The organism is Ruegeria sediminis (genome assembly GCF_005938215.1).
GTDB lineage: Bacteria > Pseudomonadota > Alphaproteobacteria > Rhodobacterales > Rhodobacteraceae > Ruegeria > Ruegeria sediminis.
In genome coordinates this window covers 468,684-488,479 of the sequence record NZ_VCPD01000002.1, presented here as the reverse complement: position 1 = coordinate 488,479, position 19,796 = coordinate 468,684, and the positions used below count along the sequence as shown (strand labels likewise).

Here is a 19,796-nt window from a genome sequence, read left to right as displayed (position 1 = left end):
CTACGCTGGTCAAACGGTGCGAAACATGAACCACGGCTCTCACTTTCCCGGCCCTGAAAGCGCGCGGCATTCGCGAACGGGTATGCCCTATATCCTGGTGGCTCCGAACGGGGCGCGGCGCGGGCACTCGGATCATCCGGCGCTACCTGTGACCACCGACGAGACCGTCGCCGCCGCCCGCGCCTGTTTCGCCGCCGGGGCGCAGGGGTTGCACCTGCACGTGCGGGACGCCGACGGCCGCCATTCCCTTGACCCCGGACGCTATCGCGAGGTGCTGGGCGAATTGCGGCAGGCCGTTCCGCAGATGCAGGTCCAGATCACCACCGAGGCCGCCGGGATCTACGACGTGTCCGCACAGCTGGCCTGCGTCCTGGCGGTGTGCCCCTACTGGGCCTCGATCTCGGTGCGCGAGATCGCGCGCGAGCCCGAGCTTGTCGACCGCGTCTACGGCGCCTGCGCGGCGCAGGGGACGCGCGTGCAGCACATCCTTTATGATGCCGAAGACGTCGCCCTACTGACGCGCTGGCGGTCGCAGGGCATCGTCCGGCCCGAACAGGCCGACAGGCTGTTCGTCCTGGGCCGCTATGCGACTGGACAGGTCTCGCGCCCCGAGGATCTGGACCGGTTCCTTCCGACGGACGCGCCCTGGATGGTCTGCGCCTTCGGACCGCAGGAACATGCCTGCCTGCTTGCCGCCGCCGCGCGCGGCGGCGACTTGCGGGTTGGATTCGAAAACGGCCTGACCGATGCCGACGGCATCCCCTGGGCCGACAACGCCGCGTCCGTCGCGGCACTGGTCACAGCACTCGAAAGGAGCCGCACATGAGCCACGTCTTCCCCCGCCACACGAAATCCGTTCTGCCCGTCGCGGCAGGCGGCGATGGCTGCTACCTGATCGACGCCGAGGGCAAACGCTATCTCGACTGCGGCGACGCCGCCGTGTCGTGCCTCGGCCATTCCAACCCGGCCGTCATCAGGGCGGTGCAGGAGCAGGTGGAAAAGATCGCCTTCGCGCATACCGGCTTCATGACCTCGGAACCGGCCGAGGCGCTGGCGGATCTGCTGATCGAACACGCCCCCGGCGATCTGGACCGGGTCTATTTCGTCTCGGGCGGCTCCGAGGCGACGGAGGCTGCGATCAAGCTGGCGCGCCAGTATTTCCTTGAAACCGGCCAGCCCGAACGCCGCCGCGTGATCGCCCGGCGGCAGAGCTATCACGGCAACACGCTGGGCGCGCTGTCGGCGGGCGGCAACGCCTGGCGGCGGGCGCAGTTCGCGCCGCTCCTGATCGAGATGAGCCACATCGCGCCCTGCTACGAATACGCCGAAAAACCCGAGGACGAGAACAGTCACGACTACGGCCAGCGCGTCGCGGGCGAGCTTGAGGAGGAAATCCTGCGCCTCGGTCCGGAAACCGTCATGGCCTTCATGGCCGAACCCGTGGTCGGCGCGACGCTGGGCGCGGTTCCGGCGGTGGATGGCTATTTCAAGCGCATCCGCGAGATCTGCGACAAATACGGCGTGCTCCTGATCCTGGACGAGGTGATGTGCGGCATGGGCCGGACCGGCCACCTGTTCGCCTGCGACCACGACGGGGTGGCCCCCGACATCCTGTGCATCGCCAAGGGGCTGGGCGCAGGGTATCAGCCGATCGGCGCCATGCTCTGCACCGGTGCGATCTATGACGCGATCCGCGACGGCTCGGGGTTCTTCCAGCACGGCCACACCTATATCGGCCACCCCGTCGCCACTGCCGCGGCCCTTGCGGTGGTGCGCGAACTGACCGGACGCGATCTTCCGGCCCGCGCGGGCGCGATGGGCCAAAAGCTGCAATCGGCGCTGGAAGCCGCCTTCGGACAGCATCCCAACGTGGGCGACCTGCGCGGCAGGGGCCTGTTCCGCGGCATCGAACTGGTGGCGGACCGGGACGCCAAGGCCCCCTTCGACCCAGCCCTGGGCGTCGCCGCCAAGATCAAGAAGGCCGCTCTGGCCGAGGGTCTGATCTGCTACCCGATGTCGGGAACCCGCGACGGCAGGCTGGGCGACCACATCCTGCTGGCGCCGCCCTTCATCATCGAAGACGCGCAGATCGGTGAACTGGTCGGGAAACTGGGCCGCGCGATCGACGCCTCCCTCCCCGGGTGATCCCCGGGCCGAAAACACGAAGGCCCTGCCAGACATCTCTGACAGGGCCTGATCTCAGGGCAGGTGCCGCGCTTATTTCTGCGGCAGGGGGCCGATCATCATGATCATCTGACGGCCTTCCATCTTCGGCATGTTCTCGACCTTGCCGATTTCCTTGATGTCCTCGGCCACACGTTCCAGCAGGTCGCGCCCCAGGTTCTGGTGCGCCATCTCGCGGCCGCGGAAGCGCAGGGTGATCTTCACCTTGTCGCCGTGTTCCAGAAACTTGACGACGTTCCGCATCTTCACGTCGTAGTCATGGGTGTCGGTGTTCGGCCGGAACTTGACCTCCTTCACCTCGATGATCTTCTGTTTCTTGCGGGCTTCGCTTTCGCGTTTCTGCTGTTCGTACTTGTACTTGCCAAAGTCCATGATCTTGCAGACCGGCGGAGTGGCATTGGGCGAGATCTCGACCAGATCAAGACCGGCTTCTTCTGCCATCTGCATGGCCTTGGCGGGATGAACCACCCCGACGTTTTCGCCATCAGCGCCGATCAGGCGGATTTCGGGAGCACGGATCTTTTCGTTCACGCGCGGGCCGGTGTCGCGTTGCGGCGGCGCGTTGTGAGGTCTGCGGGCTATGGGTTCATTCCTTTGTTTGTTGCAGAAATTCGAGGCCGGAATTTAGACCGGCGCGCTGACCGTTTCAAGCGGCAAGCGATGCGAAAGCAAAGGTTTTCGGCGCAAAACCACCTCAATCCGCATGAGCGGCGACAAAGTCGCTCAGCAGGCGGCGGAATTGGTCATAGGCGGGCGTTCCCGGCAGCAGCATGTGGTTGTTGCCCGGCAGGGTCACGAACTCGGCGCCCGGGATCAGCGCGGCCATGCGCCGGCCCTCTTCCAGCGGAACCCGCTTGTCGCCCTCGGCATGGGCGACCAGCACCGGTACCGAAACCTGCGGCGCCAGATCCGACACGTCGCAGCGCCCGTTCATCTCGTTGATCCGGGCCGCGTTCTCGGCCGACGAGGCGACGCGCTGCAACTCGTCAAAGCTGCTTTTCTGCGTGGGGCTGCCGTCGGGCAGGAAGATCTCGGTGAACATGTGCCGGAAGGCCGGCACCACCGAACCCCAGCCGGCGCGGATGATCTGTGTCGTCGCGCTGTGAAGCTCTTCCTGTTCCGGCAGGTTGCGCTTGAGCATTCCGCGCACGAACCCGCCGCACATGACGATGCAGCGCACCCGTTCGGGATGGGCCACCGCGTAACGGATCGCGATGGCGCAGCCCTGCGAGGCGGCCAGGATCGCGAAACGGTCCAGCCCGGCCGAGTCGACCACGGCTTCCACGTCGTGCAGCATCGCCTCGTTCGAGATGTCCTCCACCGACCAGTCCGACAGCCCTGTGCCGCGCTGGTCGAACCGGACCAGCCGGTATTGCGAGGCCAGATCATGCAGCAGCGGGCCCCAGATCGGGCTGGACCAGTCGTATTCCAGGTGGTTCAGCCAGTTCGGCATCTTGAACATCGCGGGGCCTTCGCCCACCGAGGCATAGGCCAGCTGCACCCCGTCCGGCGCCGTGCAGAATTCGACCTTCTGCATCCGCGAGATCTCTTCCGCGCCCGCAAACCGGTCGCGCGACCGCGGCGTCCATTGCCAGACTCGGATGGGGCGCGAAAGGTTCTTGACCATCTGCGACCCCAGGTCGGTAAAGGTTTCCGGAATGTGGTTCTGCACCAGCTGGTGAACGGGGTCCGAGATGCAGACGCCGCCCGGTTCGGCCAATTGCTCCAGCCGGGCCGCGACGTTGACGTCCTCGCCATAAAGGTCGCCTTCCTCCTCGACCATGTCGCCCATGTTGACGCCGACGCGGTACTGGATGCGGTTTTCGTCCGGCTGGTTTCCCTCGCGGCGGAGCATCTTCATCTGCACGTCGATGGCGCAGCGGACGGCCTCTCGCACGCTTTGATACTCGACCATCATGCCGTCGCCCGTCGATTTGATGACGCGCCCGCGATTCCGTTCGATGGTGGGGTAGACGAGTTCGCGCAGATGCGCGCGCTGCCGTCCCAGGACCCCGACCTCGTCCGCTTCGACCAGGCGGGTGTAACCGGCGGTATCGGCAATCAGAACAGTGGTGAGCCGACGTTGCATGCCGCCCTCCAATCTTGATCCCCGATATTGAGCCGAATCATACAACAAAGCGCCCTCGAAACGAAGGTTTGTTCCGGGGGCGGTAACAATTGTGACAGGTCAGGTGGAATCAGCCGACAAAGGCCTTTTCGATCACGAATTCCTTGGGGTCCGAATTGGCGCCCTCGCGCAGGCCGAACTCTTCAAGGATGGCCTTGATGTCATGGTTGAACGCCAGCGAACCGCACACCATGGCGCGGTCGGTCTCGGGCTTGATGCCGCCTTCGATGCCCAGATCCGCGAACACCGTGCCGTCCTTCAGCAGGTCGGTGATCCGGCCCATCCGCGGGCTCTCTTCGCGGGTGGTGGTCGGGTAATAGCGGATCTTGTCGGCAAATCCCTCGCCGATCAGTTCGGCCAGCAGTTCGTCCTGCCGGATCTCCTCGATCAGCTGGCGGCCATATTCCAGATCGGCCACCTCGCGGCAGGTATGGGTGATGACGACCTCGTCGTAATCCTCGTAGGTCTGCGGCTCGCGCAGCAGCGAGGCAAAGGGCGCAAAGCCGGTGCCGGTGGCAAAGAACCAGATCCGCTTGCCCGGCAGCAGCGCGTCATGCACCAGCGTGCCGACCGGCTTGGGGCGCAGGATGATCTGGTCGCCCGGCTTGATGTGCTGCAGCTTCGAGGTCAGCGGCCCGTCCTGCACCTTGATCGAATAGAACTCCAGCTCCTCGTCCCAGGCGGGCGAAGCAATCGAATAGGCGCGCAGCAGCGGCTTGCCGTTGTCCCCCAGCAGCCCGATCATCACGAACTCGCCCGAACGGAAGCGCAGCGAGGCGGGACGCGACACGCGGAACGAAAACAGGCTGTCGGTCCAATGCTTCACGTCTGTGACGGTCTGGGCGTCGGGCAGGGTGGGGGCCTTCACGGCGGTTGCTTCGGTCACGGATTTCATCTCTGTCATCGTTTCACTGCCGGTCTGCTAAACCGGCATCTCCGTTTAAGCTTTGATCCAAGTCAGGAAAAGGGGACATTATGCCCCCCCGGCGACCTCGCGTCGGCAGGGGGCGTGCTCAGCCGCGCAGGCGGGACTGGTAGTCGTGCGCCCGCCAGTCGGCGCGGGCAAGCCACTGATCCTCGGGCTGGCGGGCGGCGAGGGCGTCGTCGATCTCGACCTCGTCAAAGCCGCTGCGGCGGGCCATCGCGTACTGGTCCGCCAGCACGTGACCCTTGGCGCGCAGCCGCCCCGTATAGCCCTTCAGGCGCAGGGTGCGGGCGATGGTAAAGCCGCGGCCATCGGCGAAAGAGGGGAAATCCACCCGCACCATCCTTACGCCGCCCAGCCGTTCGGCCAGATCGTCCGGGTCCGCATCCGACGTCACGTCCAGCGCCACAACGTCGTTCGCGGCATCGTCCAGCGCGACAAAGCCGTCGGTCCAGTCTTCGGGCTGAAAGCCCTCGTCAGTCACGATCACAGTCATTCTTTCTCTCCGGCGCGGACCATCTTTCCGTTCACGAAATGGATGCCGCATTCTTCCTTGTTCTGATCGCGCCAGCGCCCGGCGCGGGGATCTTCGCCTTCCTTCACCGGCGAGGTGCAGGGCGCGCAGCCGATCGAGGGATAGCCCCGGGCCACCAGCGGATGCCGCGGCAGCCGGTTTTCCTCCATGTAGACGCGCACGTCCTCGGGCGCCCAATGGGCCAGCGGGTTGACCTTGATGCGGCCGGTGCCGTCCTCGACCTCGAAGAACTCCAGCGCCGCGCGGGTGCCCGACTGGAACCGCTTGCGACCGGTGATCCAGCCATCATAGCCCGCCAGCGCCCGCTGCAGCGGGATCGTCTTGCGCAGCACGCAGCAGGCGTCGGGGTCGCGCAGGCGCAGCGCGCCATAGGGGTCGTCGCGCTGCAGGTCTTCTTCCTCGGCGCGGATGACCCGCACGTTCCTCAGCCCCAGCCGCTCGCTTACCTCCTGCTGGTAGACCAGCGTTTCGGTGAACAGCATCTGCGTGTCCACGAACAGCACCGGGATGCTCTTGTCGATCACCGCGGCCATGTGCAGCAGCACCACCGACTCGGCGCCAAAGCTCGAGACCAGCGCGATCTCGCCCGCATCCTCCAGCGCCCCATGCATCACGTCATGGGCGCTGTGATGCCGGTAGCGCGCGTTCAGCGCCGCGACCTGCTCGGTCAGCGCGCGGCGCTCGCGGCCCAGCTCGGTCTGGATCTCGTCAAGCGGCATTGGCCCGGGCCTCGGGGTAGAGGGCAGCCTTGAACGGCGCCATGCCCACCCGGCGGTAGGTCTGCAAAAAGGTCTCCTCGGGCCCTTCGCGCAGGTCGAGATAGGCGTAGACCAGACGCTCGACCGCCGGGACGATCTCGTCATAGGCAAAGCCGGGGCCGACCCGCTCGCCGATCGCCGCGTTTTCGGTCCCGTCGCCGCCCAGCGTGATCTGGTAGTTCTCGACGCCGGCGCGGTCTAGGCCAAGGATGCCGATATGGCCGACATGGTGATGCCCGCAGGCGTTGATGCAGCCCGAGATCTTGATCTTCATGTGGCCGATGTCGTGCTCCAGCTTCAGCTCGTCGAAGCGGGTCGCGATCTGCTGCGCGACCGGGATCGACCGGGCGGTCGCAAGGGCGCAGTAATCCATGCCGGGGCAGGCGATGATGTCGCTGATCAGCCCGATATTCGCGGTCGCCAGGTCATGCTGCTTGAGCCTGGCGTGGATCGCCGGCAGGTCCGACTTGTGGACATGCGGCAGGATCACGTTCTGCTCATGGCTGATGCGCAGCTCGTCATAGGCGAACTCTTCGGCCAGGTCGGCCATCACCCGCATCTGTTCGGCGGTGGCGTCGCCCGGCGTCGCGCCGTGCTTCTTGATCGAGATCGTCACGATCGCATGATCGGCCTTCTTGTGCGGCGCGATGTTGGTATCGACCCACGACCGGAACACCGGATCGTTGGAATAGGCGCTCTCGAACGCGGCGACCGAACCGCCGCGGAAGGCGGGCGGGGCGAAATGGCCCTTGATCTCGTCCAGCAGCGCCATGTCGGCGCCCTTGAACTGGCCGCGGACCTTGACGAAGCGTTCGTTGACGCGCGCGCGGATGGCGTCGATGCCGTGCTCGTGCACGGTGATCTTGATCCGGGCCTTGAACTTGTTGTCGCGGCGGCCGATCTGGTTCCAGACCGAAACCGTGGCCTCCAGATAGGCGAGCAGATCGTCGAAGGCGACGAACTCGGCCAGTTCCTTGCCGATCATCGGGGTGCGGCCCAGGCCGCCGCCGACGATGACGCGGGCGCCCAGAACGCCGTCCCGCTCGACCAGCTGCAGGCCGATGTCATGCGCCTTGATCACGGCGCGGTCGTTCTCGCTGCCGGTGATGGCGATCTTGAACTTGCGCGGCATGAACTGGAATTCCGGGTGGTCGGTGGACCACTGGCGCAGCAGCTCGGCATAGGGGCGCGGGTCGGCGACCTCGTCCGCGGCAGCGCCGGCGAAATGGTCGGCGGTCACGTTGCGGATGGTGTTGCCGCTGGTCTGGATCGCGTGCAGCCCGACCTCGGCCAGCGCGTCCAGCATGTCCGGCACGTCGCGCAGCCTGGGCCAGTTGTACTGGATGTTCTGGCGGGTGGTGAAATGGCCATAGCCCTTGTCCCACTTCTCCGCCAGCAGCGCCAGCTGCCGCATCTGCGCGCTGTTCAGCGTGCCGTAGGGGATCGCCACCCGCAGCATGTAGGCGTGCAGCTGCAGGTACAGGCCGTTCATCAGGCGCAGCGGCTTGAACTCGTCCTCGGTCAGCGAACCGTCGATGCGACGCTCGACCTGGGCGCGGAACTGTGCATTGCGCTCGGCGAGAAAGGCTTTGTCGAACTCGGAGTAGCGATACATTGTCTGGCTGTCCTTGTTGCAGCCCCGGACCCGGGGCCTGTTGAAGGGAGAGAAGGGGGCCGTGGATCAGGCCCGGGGCTGCGGGGAGGATTCCTGTTTGCCGTGTGCATAGTTGGACGGACCAGTCCGGCGGAACTCCTCCCGGAAATGGGTCGGTTCGGGGCCGGATTTCCCGGCCGCCGCGTCGGCAAGATATGCGCCAACGACCCGGTTCTTCTGGCGCTCGGCCTCCAGCAGGCGCAGCTGCGCGTGGGCTTCGTCGGTGATCAGTTCGGCCTCCGACAGGTCGCGGGACCAGCGGTCATCGGCGGTCAGGTAGATCACGTCGCCTTCCAGCAGGTCATTGGCGGTAACGACTTTGGGGGTGAATGCGCGCGCCATCAGGCAAGCTCCTTCTTGAATCCGATCAGGGCCACTGTCGAAATGGCCGGGACGCGGCCTGCGCTGCCGAAATGCACATCGATCTTCTGCGCGGTGATGGTTCGCATTGGGCGTCCCCGAGTATGTTTGACTTGAGGTGCAATATAGGAAATATTCCCGCAGTATCGCCATATGGGCGGAGAAATAAGAACAAGCGTTCCGGTGATGGCAATAATCGGAACGTCGGTTTTGAAAGAGGGGAAATTCAGGAATGTCGGTGCGGATAGATGACACGGATCGGAAAATTCTGGCCGAGCTGCAGCGCGACGCCAGCCAGTCGCTGGACGAAATCGCCGCCCGCGTGGGCAGTTCCAAGACGCCCGTCTGGAATCGCATCCGCAAGCTGAAGGGCGCGGGCGTGATCGGCCAGCAGACGGTCCTGCTCGACGCCGAGGCGCTGGGATTCGAGGCCACATTCTTCGTCCTCATTCGCACCTCCGAGCACGAGGCGGAATGGCAGAAACGCTTCCTCCAGGCGCTGCGCGACCGCCCGGAAGTGCAGGAGGCGCACCGGCTGGCCGGCGACATCGACTACATCCTCAAGGTCCGGGTGAAAAACGCCCGCGCCTACGACGCCTTCTACCAGGCGCTGATCTCCGAAGTGCGGGTGCACAACGTCACCGCGCTCCTGTCGATGGAAGAGATCAAGTCCACCACCATGCTGCCGCTCGATGCGCTGGCCGAAAGCTGAGCGGCGGGGCGGACTTGCCATAAGCTCCCGCTAATGCAAGACCCTAGGTGATGCATCGCGTTCTGGTCATATCCGGCTTTCTGCTTGCCGTCGGGCTGCTTTCGGCGGCGGTGTGGTCCTATGGCTACCGCCAGGCGCTGACCCAACTCGGCCAGAAAGCCGACGCGGATCTGGAACTGGCCTCGGACCGGCTCAGCTCGCAGCTTCAGGTCTATCTGGAACTGGCCGTCCTGATGGCCGAACACCCCGATCTGCGCGGGCTGGACGATCCCGCCCGGCGCGGCGCGGCGGCGGCGCTGCTGCTCGAGGTCGCGGACAAGACCGCCGCTATGGACGTGATCTTCGCCGATCCGCAGGGCCGCGTTCTGGCCGCTGCGCAGGGCGTGCTGGGGCCGGACGCGACCGGCAACGCCGCCTTCGAACGGGCGATGCAGGGGGCCCTGGGCAGCGAGCACGGCATTCTCGAACCCTTTGGCCTGCGCACCTATACCTACGCGGCTCCGGCCTTTGACGCCGACGGGCAGGTCAGCGGCGCCCTGATCGTGATCGCCTCGGTCGAGGACGTGGAACAGACATGGCGCGGCAGCACCGAGGCGGTGTTCTTCACCGACCGGCAGGGGCGCGTATTCATCTCGAACCGCTCCGAACTTCTGTTCTGGACCCGGCCCGAGGGCGAGCCCGGCCTGATCCCGCCGGATGCCGAGCCGCCCGCCTTCGCCGCAAGCTGGGTCGGCCCCCACGAGATCTGGCGGCTGGGCTGGGGGCCGTACCTGCCGGAACGCGCCCTGCACCTGGTCCGGGATCTGCCGGTGATCGGCATGACGGGCGAGGTGCTGATGGACGTGGCCCCGGCGCGCAGGCTTGCCTCGCTGCAGGCGGCGGCGGTGGCGGCGATCTGCCTGGCCTTCGGCGCGATGCTCTTCCTGGCGACCGAGCGGCGGCGCGCCCTGGCCAATGCCAACGCGGTTCTGGAAAGCCGCGTGGCGCAGCGCACCCGTGCCCTGACCGCCGTCAACGCCGCCCTCCGCCGCGAGGTGGCCGAGCGGCAGGAGGCCGAGGCCGCGCTCAAACGCGCGCAGGCGGATCTTGTGCAGGCCGGCAAACTCAGCGCCCTCGGGCAGATGTCGGCGGGCATCAGCCACGAGTTGAACCAGCCGCTGATGGCGATCCGGCAATTCGCGGACAACGGCGCCGCCTTCCTGCAGCGCGGCAAGGCGGACAAGGCCGGCGAGAACCTGGGCCGGATCTCGCAGATGGCCGCCCGCATGGCCCGCATCATCAAGAACCTGCGCGCCTTCGCCCGCAACGAAAGCGAGCCGATGGGCAAGGTCGATCTGGTGCAAGTGCTGAACACCGCCGTGGAACTGTCCGAGGCGCGGCTGCACGCGGACGGGGTGACGCTGGACTGGCGGCCTCCGGAGGATCCGGTCCATGCCTGGGGCGGCGAGGTGCGTCTGGTGCAGGTCTTCGTCAACCTGATCAACAACGCGGCCGACGCCATGACCGGGCAGGGCGAAAAACGCATCTCAATCGTGCTGCGCACCGGCCCCCGGCTTGCGGTGTCGGTGCGCGACACCGGCCCCGGCATCAAGGATCCCGAAAAGATCTTCGAGCCGTTCTACACCACCAAGGCGGTCGGAAGCTCCGAAGGCATGGGGCTGGGGCTGTCGATCTCTTACGGGATGGTGCAGAGTTTCGGCGGCGACATCCGTGGCGCGAACACCCCGGAAGGCGCGGAGTTCACCGTCGATCTCGACCCCTGGCGCGAGGAAGAGGCCGCATGACCCGCAAGGTGCTTTTGGTGGATGACGACGCGGCGGTGCGCGAGGCGCTGGGGCAGACGCTGGAACTGGCCGACTACGATCCGGTCACGGCGGGGTCTTTCGTCGCCGCCAAGGATCACATCCGGCCGGACTTTCCCGGCGTCATCCTATCCGACATCCGGATGCCGGGCCGCGACGGCTTTCACCTGCTCAACTACGCGCAGGGCATCGACCCGGACCTGCCGGTGATCCTGCTGACCGGCGAGGGCGACATTCCGATGGCGGTCGAGGCGATGGGCAAGGGCGCCTTCGACTTTCTCGAAAAGCCCTGCGCCGCCGCCGACCTGCTGGCGGTGCTCAAGCGCGCCTTCCAGGTCCGCGCGCAGGTGCTGGAAAACCGGGCTTTGAAACGCGAGCTGGAAAGCGGCGATCCGGCGGCGCGGCTGCTTTTCGGCCTGTCGGCCCAGGCCGAGGCGCTGCGCGAACGGGTGCGCAGCGTGGCGCCGACCGGGGCCGAGGTGCTGGTGACCGGCCCGCCGGGCAGCGGCATCTCGAAGGTGGCCGAGGTCGTGCACCTGATGTCGCCCTCGGGCCAGGGGCCTTTCGTCAAGCGTCCCGCGTCGGGGCTGGGGGCCGACGAATTCGCCCGTTTGTGCAAGGACGCCGCGGGCGGATCGCTGTTTCTGGACGAGGTTTCGGCCATGCCCGAGGCCACGCAATACGCGGCGCTGGAACTGATCGAGCAGGGGGCCGGGGTCCGCATCATCGCCGGCACCACCGCCGACCTGGCGGATCTGGTGGCGAAGGGGCAGTTCAACGCCGACCTGTTCTACCGTCTCGACGTGATGCGGGTCCGCATCCCCTCGCTGGCCGAACGCCCCGAGGACATCCCGGTGATCTTCCGCCACTATGTCGCGCAGGCGGCCGAGCAGGCCGGGATCGCCGCGCCCGAGGTCACGCCGGACCACCTGGCGGCGCTGATGGCGCAGGACTGGCCCGGCAACGCGCGGTCGCTGATGTCGGCGGCGATGCGCTTTGTCCTCGGCATGCCCGAGGACGTGGCGCAGGCCGCCGAACTGGGCCTGGCCGAGCAGATGGCACGGGTGGAACGCTCGCTGCTGATCGCTGCGCTGGGTCGGCACAACGGCAAGGCGTCCGACGCCGCCAAGGCATTGAAACTGCCGCGCAAGACCTTCTACGACAAGCTGGCGCGCTATGGCCTGCGGCCCGAGGACTATCGGCGCTGACGGTGGGCGGCCTGAACAGGGCGCCGCGGTCAAGTACGTGATTCCCAAGCTTGATTCGCAAATTGTGCGGATTTTCGCACAAACCGCCCTGCAGCTGTGTGAGAAACCGCACAGCCGGATTAGATGCATCCGGATGGCAGGTTAATGACGCGGCGTAAGGCGCTGCATCTACGTGTTTTTCCGTTTTTTTGACGACCCGCCGACAAAAAGTTGAGCGGTGCGGTGCGATTCGCTTCACTCCCTGCATTGCGACGCCGCCTTGGCGTTCTGCACGGATATTTCAGAGTATCGGGAGGAAACGACAGATGAAATTCCTGACAACAGCCGCAACCGCTCTGGCCCTGAGCGTCACCGCGACCGCAGGCATGGCCGCCTGCGAAGACGGTGAGATCGTGGTCAAGTTCGCGCATGTGACCAACACCGACAAGCACCCCAAGGGGATCGCCGCCTCGCTGCTGGAAAGCCGCGTCAACGAAGAGATGAACGGCAAGATGTGCATGGAGGTCTATCCGAACTCCACGCTCTACAACGACGACAAGGTGCTCGAGGCGATGCTGCAGGGCGACGTGCAGCTGGCCGCGCCCTCGCTCTCGAAATTCGAGAAGTTCACCAAGCAGTTCCGCATCTTCGACCTGCCCTTCGTGTTCAAGGACATCGACGCGGTTGACGCCTTCCAGAGCTCGGAATCCGGCCAGGCGCTGCTCGACAGCATGCAGAAGCGCGGCCTGCAGGGCCTTGCCTACTGGCACAACGGCATGAAGCAGATGTCGGCCAACAAGCCGCTGCTCGAGCCCTCGGATGCCAACGGCCTGAAGTTCCGCGTACAGTCCTCGGACGTGCTGGTCGCCCAAATGGAAGCCATGGGCGCCAGCCCGCAGAAGATGGCCTTCTCCGAGGTCTACGGCGCGCTGCAGCAGGGCGTCGTGGACGGGCAGGAGAACACCTGGTCCAACATCTACGGCCAGAAGTTCTTCGAGGTGCAGGACGGCATCACGCAGACCGACCACGGCATCATCGACTACCTGGTGGTGACTTCGGTCGATTGGCTCGACAGCCTCGAACCGGACGTGCGCGACCAGTTCCTGACCATCCTCAAAGAGGTCACCGACGAGCGCAACGCCGAGTCGACCAAGGTCAACAACGAGGCCCGCGAAGCCATCGTCGCCGCCGGCGGCACGGTGCGCGAACTGACGCCCGAACAGCGCCAGGCATGGGTCGACGCGATGAAGCCCGTCTGGGCGCAGTTCGTGGACGACGTAGGCCAGGACATGCTCGACGCCGCGCAGAACAGCAACGGCTCCTGACGCCGGCCGCATGACGGGGCGCGGACGGCAACCGTCCGCGCCCGAACAAAAAATACCAAAAAAGGGACGAGGGACCCATGCATCCACACAAAAGCGAAAGCTGGGTGGATCGCATTGAAGAGACGATCATCGCCGTGCTGCTCGGGCTCATGACGGTGATCACCTTTGCCAATGTGGTCGCACGCTACGTGTTCAATCACAACATTCTCTGGGCGCTGGAACTGACGGTGTTCATGTTCGGCTGGCTCGTCCTTCTGGGCGCCAGCTACGCGGTCAAGAAGAACGCCCATCTCGGGGTGGACGTCATCATCAACATGCTGCCGCCGCACGGGCGCCGCACGATGGCGCTGTTCTCGGCGGGTGTCTGCATCCTGTTCTCGCTGCTGCTGCTGAAAGGCTCGTGGGACTACTGGGCCAATTTCGCCAACCTGCCGCAGACCACCGGGCGCTGGTTCCCGACCGGCTTCGAAGCCGAGTTCCGCCCCAAGGCCTGGTACGAGACCAACGACATTCCGCATCCCGGCTTCCTCGCCTGGATGGAGGCCGCCTTCAACGAAGGCGACGAATACGAGAAACTTCCGCGCCTGATCCCCTACATGGTTCTGCCGATTTCCGCGGCGCTGCTGCTGCTGCGCTTCGTGCAGGCGACCTACAGGATCTGGGAGGGCACGGACGACCGCCTGGTGGCCAGCCACGAGGCCGAGGACGATCTGGAAGAGGTGCGTCGGCACCAGGGAGATGCTGACTGATGGATGTTGTACTTCTCTTCGTGATGGTCATTGGCCTGCTGCTGATCGGGGTTCCGATCGCGGTGGCGCTCGGCCTCAGCTCGATCGTCTTCCTGCTGATCTTCTCGGACAGCTCGCTGGCCTCGGTGGCGCAAACCCTGTTCCAGGCGTTCGAGGGTCACTTCACCCTGCTGGCGATCCCCTTCTTCATCCTGGCCTCGTCCTTCATGTCTACGGGCGGCGTGGCGCAGCGGATCATCCGGTTCTCCATCGCCTGCGTCGGGCACCTGCGCGGCGGCCTTGCGATCTCGGGCGTGTTCGCCTGCATGATGTTCGCCGCGCTGTCGGGCTCCTCGCCCGCGACCGTGGTGGCCATCGGTACGATCGTGATCGCGGCGATGCGGCAGGCGGGCTACACCAAGGAATTCGCCGCCGGCGTCATCTGCAACGCCGGTACGCTGGGCATCCTTATCCCGCCCTCGATCGTGATGGTGGTCTATGCCGCCTCGGTCGAGGTCTCGGTGGGGCGGATGTTCCTCGCGGGCGTCATCCCCGGCATCCTGGCGGGCCTGATGCTGATGGTGGCGATCTACGTCATGGCGACGGTCAAGGGCATGCCCAAGGGCGACTGGGCCGGCTGGGCCGAGGTCGGCTCCAGCTTCCGCGACGCGCTGTGGGGCCTGATGCTGATCGCCGTCATCATGATCGGCATCTACGGCATCCCCGGCATCACCAGCGCCATCTTCACCCCGACCGAAGCGGCGGCGGTGGCCTCGGTCTACGCCTTCGTGGTGGCGACCTTCGTCTACCGCGACATGGGCCCGCTGGCGGCGCGCAACAACGGCGGCAACCGGGTTTCGCTTCTGCGCAAGCCCTACGCGCTGGTCACCGCGCTGTTCCACCACGACACCCGCGACACCCTTTTCGACGCGGGCAAGCTGACGGTGACGCTGATGTTCGTCATCGCCAACGCGCTGATCCTCAAGCACGTCCTGACCGACGAGCAGGTGCCGCAGCACGTGGCGAACGCGATGCTCTCGGCGGGCCTGGGTCCGGTGACCTTCCTGATCGTGGTCAACGTGATCCTGCTGATCGGCGGCCAGTTCATGGAGCCGTCGGGCCTCCTGGTCATCGTCGCGCCGCTGGTCTTCCCGATCGCGATCGAACTGGGCATCGACCCGATCCACCTGGGCATCATCATGGTCGTGAACATGGAGATCGGGATGATCACGCCGCCCGTGGGTCTCAACCTCTTCGTGACTTCGGGCGTCGCGGGCATGCCGATGATGTCGGTGGTTCGGGCGGCGCTTCCCTTCCTGGGCGTGCTGTTCCTGTTCCTGATCCTGGTGACCTATGTGCCCTGGATCTCGACCGTGCTGCCGAACGCGCTGATGGGACCGGAGATAATAATAAAATAAAACCACCACTCACAAAGACCCACTCAAGCCGGGCGGCCAAAACCGCCCGGCCTTTTTCGTTCCGCGACGCGGTTCTTGACCGGCCGCCGCTGGTTGGGCAGGCTTGCGAACCGCAAGCGAAAGGACCGACCATGCTGACCGAAACCGACCAGAGGCTTCTGCGGATCGCCTATGACGAGGCCCGAACCGGCTTCGACGAAGGCGGATGCCCCATCGGCTCGGTGCTGGCGCGGGGCGGGCAGGTCGTCGCGCAGGGCCGCAACCGGCGGGTGCAGCAGGGCGATCCCATCGCACACGGCGAAATGGACGCGCTGCGCAAGGCGGGCCGCCAGAAGACCTATCGCGACACGGTGCTCTACACCTCGCTCTCGCCCTGCATGATGTGCAGCGGAACCATCGTTCAGTTCGGCATCCCCCGCGTCGTCATCGGAGACACCCGGAACTTTGGCGGCAACGAGGATTTCCTGCGCGCCCGCGGCGTCGATGTCGTGATCGCCGACGATCCCGACTGCATCGCGCTGATGCAGCGGTTCATCGCGGAAAAGCCCGACCTCTGGGCCGAGGACATCGCGGAATAGGGTCCGCCGTTCAGGCGTTCTCCAGCGCCGCGATGATCGGCGCGAAATCCGCGGCCTTCAGGCTGGCGCCGCCCACCAGCGCCCCGTCCACGTTCGGCACGCCGAATATCCCCGCCGCGTTGTCCGGCTTGACCGAACCGCCGTAAAGCAGCCGCACCGACCGGCCGACGCCCGCGCCAAATCGGCGCTCCAGCCGGGCGCGGATGAAATCATGCACCTCGCCGATCTGCTCCAGCGTCGGCACCTTGCCTGTGCCGATGGCCCAGATCGGCTCGTATGCGACCACCAGGTTCTCGCCGGTGGACTGGTCGGGGATCGACCCCGACAGCTGCCCGCCGATGATGTCGAGCGTGTTGGCCGCCTCGCGCTGCGCCAGGCTCTCGCCGACGCAGATCACCGCCGTCAGCCCCGCATCCATCGCCGCGCGGGCCTTGGCGCGCACGTCCTCGTTGCGTTCGCCATGATCCTCGCGCCGCTCGGAATGGCCCAGGATCACCGCCGTCGCCCCGGCGTCCTTCAGCATCCCGGCGCTGATGTCGCCCGTATGCGCGCCCGACGCATCCGCGTGGCAATCCTGACCGCCCACCGCGATCGACGCGCCGGACAGGGCCTGCGCCGCGCGGTTCAGCAGCGTCGCGGGCGGGCAGATCAGGATGTCGACGGCCGGGGCAGGGTGCCCCTTCGCCAACGCCTCCAACTCGCTCAGCGCCGCGCCGGTTCCGTTCATTTTCCAGTTGCCTGCCGCCAGCTTGCGCCGCATCCGCCCGTCCCCTTGTCCCGTTCATGTTTTCTGCGGTACCGGATAACACCCGGCGCAGGGGCTGACAATTCCGCTTGCGGGGTGCGGGGGCCGGACCAGGATGGCCGGCACCAGGGATGACACATGATCCACGATCTCGACCTGCCAAAGCTCAAGGCGCGGGAACCCGCCGAAATGGCCCGGCTGGTGCGCGCCGTGCGCGAGGTCGGTTTCCTGACCGTGTCCGACACCGGCTTCCCGCCCGGCGAGCATCTGACCCGCCGTTGCAACGAAACCTGCGTCCACCTGCAGGACAAATCCTAGCGTTGCTCGGGCAGGCTCTCGTCGAACTTGATCGACTCGCCGCAGCCGCAGGCATCGACCACGTTCGGGTTCTTGAACTTGAACCCCGATTCCAGCAGCGACACCTCATAGTCGATCTCGGTGCCGAACAGGAACATCTGCGCCATCGGCGCGATCATCACCCGCGCGCCGTCCTGCTCGACCACCTCGTCATGCGGGTCGGGCTGATCCACGTATTCCATCGTGTATTCCATGCCCGCGCAGCCGCCTTTCTTGACGCCGATGCGCAGGCCGGCATGGCCGCCCTTGTCCATCAGGCGGCTGATCTGGGCCGCGGCCCTTGGGGTCATGGTCACGGCCTGTTTGCCGGGTATGCCGAACATGAAGTTCTCCGTTTTCGCGCGTTGACTCTAATCTAAGGCGGCGGGGGACCGGGCTCAAGGGGCGGTCGCCGCAGGAAAAAGGACCGCTCCCGGGCAAGAGCGGTCCTGGGTGTCGGGCCCGGGCCGGGGGGCGGCGGGATGGCGCTGGCGGCCCGAAGCCTGTTGCAAGTCACGAATGCCATCGCCGCAAGAACCCTGCCCGCGGAATGTAACGGTTGGAAAACAAACACGTAACCAACAGGTTACGCATTTGTGAAATCAGCGGAAATTCTGTGGGTAACCGCGGCGCGGCCCTACATGAAGCCCAGTTCCAGCCGCGCCTCGTCCGACATCATCTCCATGCCCCAGGGCGGCTCCCAGGTCAGGTCCACATCCACGCTCTTGACGCCGGGCACGGGTTCGATGGCGCTCATCACCCAGCCGGGCATGTCGCCGGCCACAGGACAGCCCGGCGCGGTCAGGGTCATGATCACCTTGACGTCGTTCTCGGGGCTGATGTCGATCGTGTAGATCAGGCCCAATTCATAGATATTGACCGGGATTTCCGGGTCATAGACCGTCCGGCAGGCCTCTACCACCGGCTCGTAGAGCGGATGGTCAACGGTGGAGGGCGCAATCAGCGGCGCGCCTTCGAGCGGTTCGGTCGCGTGGGTCATCAGGTCCTCGGTTCAGTTACCTGAGCGATTATATAGGAAAATAGGCCGCCAGCGTCCAGAGGCAGTCGGACGTTACATCACGGCGGGAACCGATGGCACGTGGCCGGTGCGCTGAAATTCCTGGGGTCGCGTCCGAAGCATTGCAGCACCGAACCTACGCGGGTCGAAACGATCCCGCTATTAAACCTGAGGTAGATATGGAAAATGATTGGTATTATGGTAATATTGCCTCATTGTTTTGAGGGTTTGAGCCATGCGTCAGTTTTTCATAACTGCGGCAATAGGCGTTCTGACTTCGGTCGCCTTCTTGTCCCCATGCCTCGCGCAATCCCAAGACACCTATTCGCGCGACGATGACGAAGACGAGGAAGAGGAGTCCGGCGGTGGCGGCGGCGGGTCCAGCGGCTATTCCACGGGTGGCGGCTGGAGCACCTACGGAGACACCGGCGGCGACTACATCTTCGTTCCGGATTCGAGCGGGAACGGCAGAGGAGTTGTCATTTCGCCGCCCCAGACCGCTGATCGGGACGTGGCATCAGCCCAGTCCGGCGCGGGCGAGGGGCGCGCAACCCGTATTTTCGCGGGCCCCGGCATGTTCCCGCCAGAACATTTCGCGGCCTACGCCATCGTCGCCTTCAAGTCCCGTCCGCTGCCATCGGATCGCGATCGTTTCGTGAGCATCTGCCAGGGCTATGTCGCGGCTATTCTTGCCTATACCGAAGTCGAGGTGCCGCTGGATCAACAACTGGTCACGGTATGGCCCGTCAGCCACGACTATGTGGCGGTCGCTGCCATGTCGGAATCCGGCCTGACCGGCTGCGACAAGGCGGTCGATGAATACGGATTGGCCACGTCGCTTGCGGCGCTCGAGGACGCGCGTGCGGCCCTGGATGCGGACGACATCGAAACCCTTCAAGACCGCCGGGGCCCGTTCGTTCTGGCCTGGAGCCCCACGCATCAGAAAGGGGCCCAAGACGCGCTGATCCTTCGGATGGATCTGTCGGGCGTGGAAACCGCAATTCAGGCCCGCGAGAAATTCGAGGCCTGGCGCGACGAGATCGAGGCCAAGCAGGATCTCTGGATCGACGGATGGAAAGAGGACACGCTGTCGGACACCATAGGCAACTGGGCGGATCGCTGGGGCAACGAGATCCTGTCGTTCCTCGGAAAGGACTGATGCGATGGAGTGGCTTTCCTACGGCGCTTGGGGCGCATTCGGACTGCTCGTCGGCATAGGCCTGGTCACCTATGCCTCTCCCGACACAAGGGCCGGGGTCGGATTGCTGCTGGTGATCTGCCTGGCGCTCTCTCTGATTGCCCGGGGCGTCTGGGGATGGGCAACGGCCAGACCCGAAAAGGAACAGGCCGACAAGGACGAAGGCTAGACCGAAAGCCCGGCGCCCTGTTCCGACGATCGCGCC

The 19,796-nt window shown here is 65.5% G+C and carries 22 protein-coding genes; 12 read left to right on the top strand and 10 right to left on the bottom strand.

Going from position 1 to position 19,796, the window contains the following annotated elements:
* Window positions 1-25 precede the first annotated feature (25 nt).
* Both FGK63_RS07005 and FGK63_RS07000 read left to right on the top strand, forming a co-directional pair.
* On the top strand, window positions 26-826 hold the full coding sequence (locus FGK63_RS07005) for a beta-keto acid cleavage family enzyme (RefSeq protein WP_246043969.1): 801 nt from the start codon (window positions 26-28) through the stop codon (window positions 824-826).
* The gene (locus tag FGK63_RS07000; RefSeq protein ID WP_138840891.1) at window positions 823-2,145 is read left to right on the top strand and encodes an aspartate aminotransferase family protein; all 1,323 of its coding nucleotides are present in this window, start codon (window positions 823-825) and stop codon (window positions 2,143-2,145) included. Before FGK63_RS07005 ends, FGK63_RS07000 begins: the two co-directional genes overlap by 4 nt.
* Window positions 2,146-2,217: 72 nt before the next feature.
* On the opposite strand, the gene infC is transcribed toward FGK63_RS07000, so the two are convergent.
* The 7 genes from infC to FGK63_RS06965 all read right to left on the bottom strand — a co-directional run bounded on the left by infC (window position 2,218) and on the right by FGK63_RS06965 (window position 8,526).
* Window positions 2,218-2,715 carry a translation initiation factor IF-3 gene (infC, locus tag FGK63_RS06995; protein ID WP_246043968.1) on the bottom strand — a complete coding sequence of 166 codons (498 nt, stop codon included), beginning with the start codon at window positions 2,713-2,715 and terminating at the stop codon, window positions 2,218-2,220.
* A gap of 163 nt (window positions 2,716-2,878) precedes the next feature.
* Window positions 2,879-4,273 carry an alpha/beta fold hydrolase gene (locus FGK63_RS06990; protein ID WP_138840889.1) on the bottom strand — a complete coding sequence of 465 codons (1,395 nt, stop codon included), beginning with the start codon at window positions 4,271-4,273 and terminating at the stop codon, window positions 2,879-2,881.
* Window positions 4,274-4,382: 109 nt separating this feature from the next.
* Entirely contained in the window at window positions 4,383-5,216 is an 834-nt protein-coding gene (locus FGK63_RS06985; RefSeq protein WP_138840888.1) for a ferredoxin--NADP reductase, read from the bottom strand.
* A 109-nt stretch (window positions 5,217-5,325) separates the two neighbouring features.
* Entirely contained in the window at window positions 5,326-5,733 is a 408-nt protein-coding gene (locus tag FGK63_RS06980; RefSeq protein WP_138840887.1) for a DUF934 domain-containing protein, read from the bottom strand.
* Window positions 5,730-6,491 carry a phosphoadenylyl-sulfate reductase gene (locus FGK63_RS06975; RefSeq protein ID WP_138840886.1) on the bottom strand — a complete coding sequence of 254 codons (762 nt, stop codon included), beginning with the start codon at window positions 6,489-6,491 and terminating at the stop codon, window positions 5,730-5,732. The genes FGK63_RS06980 and FGK63_RS06975 overlap by 4 nt, the downstream gene beginning before the upstream one ends.
* A complete protein-coding gene (locus tag FGK63_RS06970; protein ID WP_138840885.1) occupies window positions 6,481-8,145 on the bottom strand; it encodes a nitrite/sulfite reductase in 1,665 nt (554 codons plus the stop codon). The genes FGK63_RS06975 and FGK63_RS06970 overlap by 11 nt, the downstream gene beginning before the upstream one ends.
* Window positions 8,146-8,211: 66 nt before the next feature.
* Entirely contained in the window at window positions 8,212-8,526 is a 315-nt protein-coding gene (locus FGK63_RS06965; protein ID WP_138840884.1) for a DUF2849 domain-containing protein, read from the bottom strand.
* Between the two features lie 250 nt (window positions 8,527-8,776).
* Here FGK63_RS06965 and FGK63_RS06960 point away from each other — a divergent pair, with 250 nt between their 5' ends.
* The 7 genes from FGK63_RS06960 (at window position 8,777) to FGK63_RS06930 (ending at window position 16,294) form a co-directional block, all read left to right on the top strand.
* Window positions 8,777-9,256, top strand: a complete 480-nt coding sequence (locus FGK63_RS06960) for an Lrp/AsnC family transcriptional regulator (protein WP_138840883.1) — start codon at window positions 8,777-8,779, stop codon at window positions 9,254-9,256.
* Window positions 9,257-9,306: 50 nt separating this feature from the next.
* Window positions 9,307-11,040 carry a sensor histidine kinase gene (locus FGK63_RS06955; RefSeq protein ID WP_138840882.1) on the top strand — a complete coding sequence of 578 codons (1,734 nt, stop codon included), beginning with the start codon at window positions 9,307-9,309 and terminating at the stop codon, window positions 11,038-11,040.
* On the top strand, window positions 11,037-12,266 hold the full coding sequence (locus FGK63_RS06950) for a sigma-54-dependent transcriptional regulator (RefSeq protein WP_138840881.1): 1,230 nt from the start codon (window positions 11,037-11,039) through the stop codon (window positions 12,264-12,266). The genes FGK63_RS06955 and FGK63_RS06950 overlap by 4 nt, the downstream gene beginning before the upstream one ends.
* Window positions 12,267-12,571: 305 nt before the next feature.
* Entirely contained in the window at window positions 12,572-13,570 is a 999-nt protein-coding gene (locus tag FGK63_RS06945) for a DctP family TRAP transporter solute-binding subunit (RefSeq protein WP_138840880.1), read from the top strand.
* Window positions 13,571-13,647: 77 nt separating this feature from the next.
* Window positions 13,648-14,319: a TRAP transporter small permease gene (locus FGK63_RS06940; RefSeq protein ID WP_138840879.1), complete on the top strand. Its 672-nt coding sequence runs from the start codon at window positions 13,648-13,650 to the stop codon at window positions 14,317-14,319.
* Window positions 14,319-15,716, top strand: coding sequence for a TRAP transporter large permease (locus FGK63_RS06935; protein WP_138840878.1), 1,398 nt, complete (start codon window positions 14,319-14,321; stop codon window positions 15,714-15,716). The genes FGK63_RS06940 and FGK63_RS06935 overlap by 1 nt, the downstream gene beginning before the upstream one ends.
* A gap of 131 nt (window positions 15,717-15,847) precedes the next feature.
* The gene (locus tag FGK63_RS06930) at window positions 15,848-16,294 is read left to right on the top strand and encodes a nucleoside deaminase (RefSeq protein WP_138840877.1); all 447 of its coding nucleotides are present in this window, start codon (window positions 15,848-15,850) and stop codon (window positions 16,292-16,294) included.
* 10 nt (window positions 16,295-16,304) lie between these two features.
* Here the strand turns inward: FGK63_RS06930 and tpiA are convergent, their stop codons facing one another.
* Entirely contained in the window at window positions 16,305-17,054 is a 750-nt protein-coding gene (gene tpiA, locus FGK63_RS06925) for a triose-phosphate isomerase (RefSeq protein WP_138840876.1), read from the bottom strand.
* A gap of 123 nt (window positions 17,055-17,177) precedes the next feature.
* Between tpiA and FGK63_RS06920 the strand changes: the two genes are divergently transcribed.
* The gene (locus FGK63_RS06920) at window positions 17,178-17,357 is read left to right on the top strand and encodes a hypothetical protein (RefSeq protein ID WP_138840875.1); all 180 of its coding nucleotides are present in this window, start codon (window positions 17,178-17,180) and stop codon (window positions 17,355-17,357) included.
* Here FGK63_RS06920 and FGK63_RS06915 read toward each other — a convergent pair.
* Entirely contained in the window at window positions 17,354-17,719 is a 366-nt protein-coding gene (locus FGK63_RS06915) for a HesB/IscA family protein (RefSeq protein WP_138840874.1), read from the bottom strand. The genes FGK63_RS06920 and FGK63_RS06915 overlap by 4 nt on opposite strands.
* Window positions 17,720-18,012: 293 nt before the next feature.
* A complete protein-coding gene (locus FGK63_RS06910; RefSeq protein WP_138840873.1) occupies window positions 18,013-18,375 on the bottom strand; it encodes an SUF system Fe-S cluster assembly protein in 363 nt (120 codons plus the stop codon).
* A 253-nt stretch (window positions 18,376-18,628) separates the two neighbouring features.
* Here FGK63_RS06910 and FGK63_RS06905 point away from each other — a divergent pair, with 253 nt between their 5' ends.
* A complete protein-coding gene (locus tag FGK63_RS06905; RefSeq protein WP_138840872.1) occupies window positions 18,629-19,552 on the top strand; it encodes a hypothetical protein in 924 nt (307 codons plus the stop codon).
* Between the two features lie 4 nt (window positions 19,553-19,556).
* Window positions 19,557-19,760, top strand: a complete 204-nt coding sequence (locus FGK63_RS06900) for a hypothetical protein (protein WP_138840871.1) — start codon at window positions 19,557-19,559, stop codon at window positions 19,758-19,760.
* The last annotated feature ends 36 nt before the right edge of the window (window positions 19,761-19,796 follow it).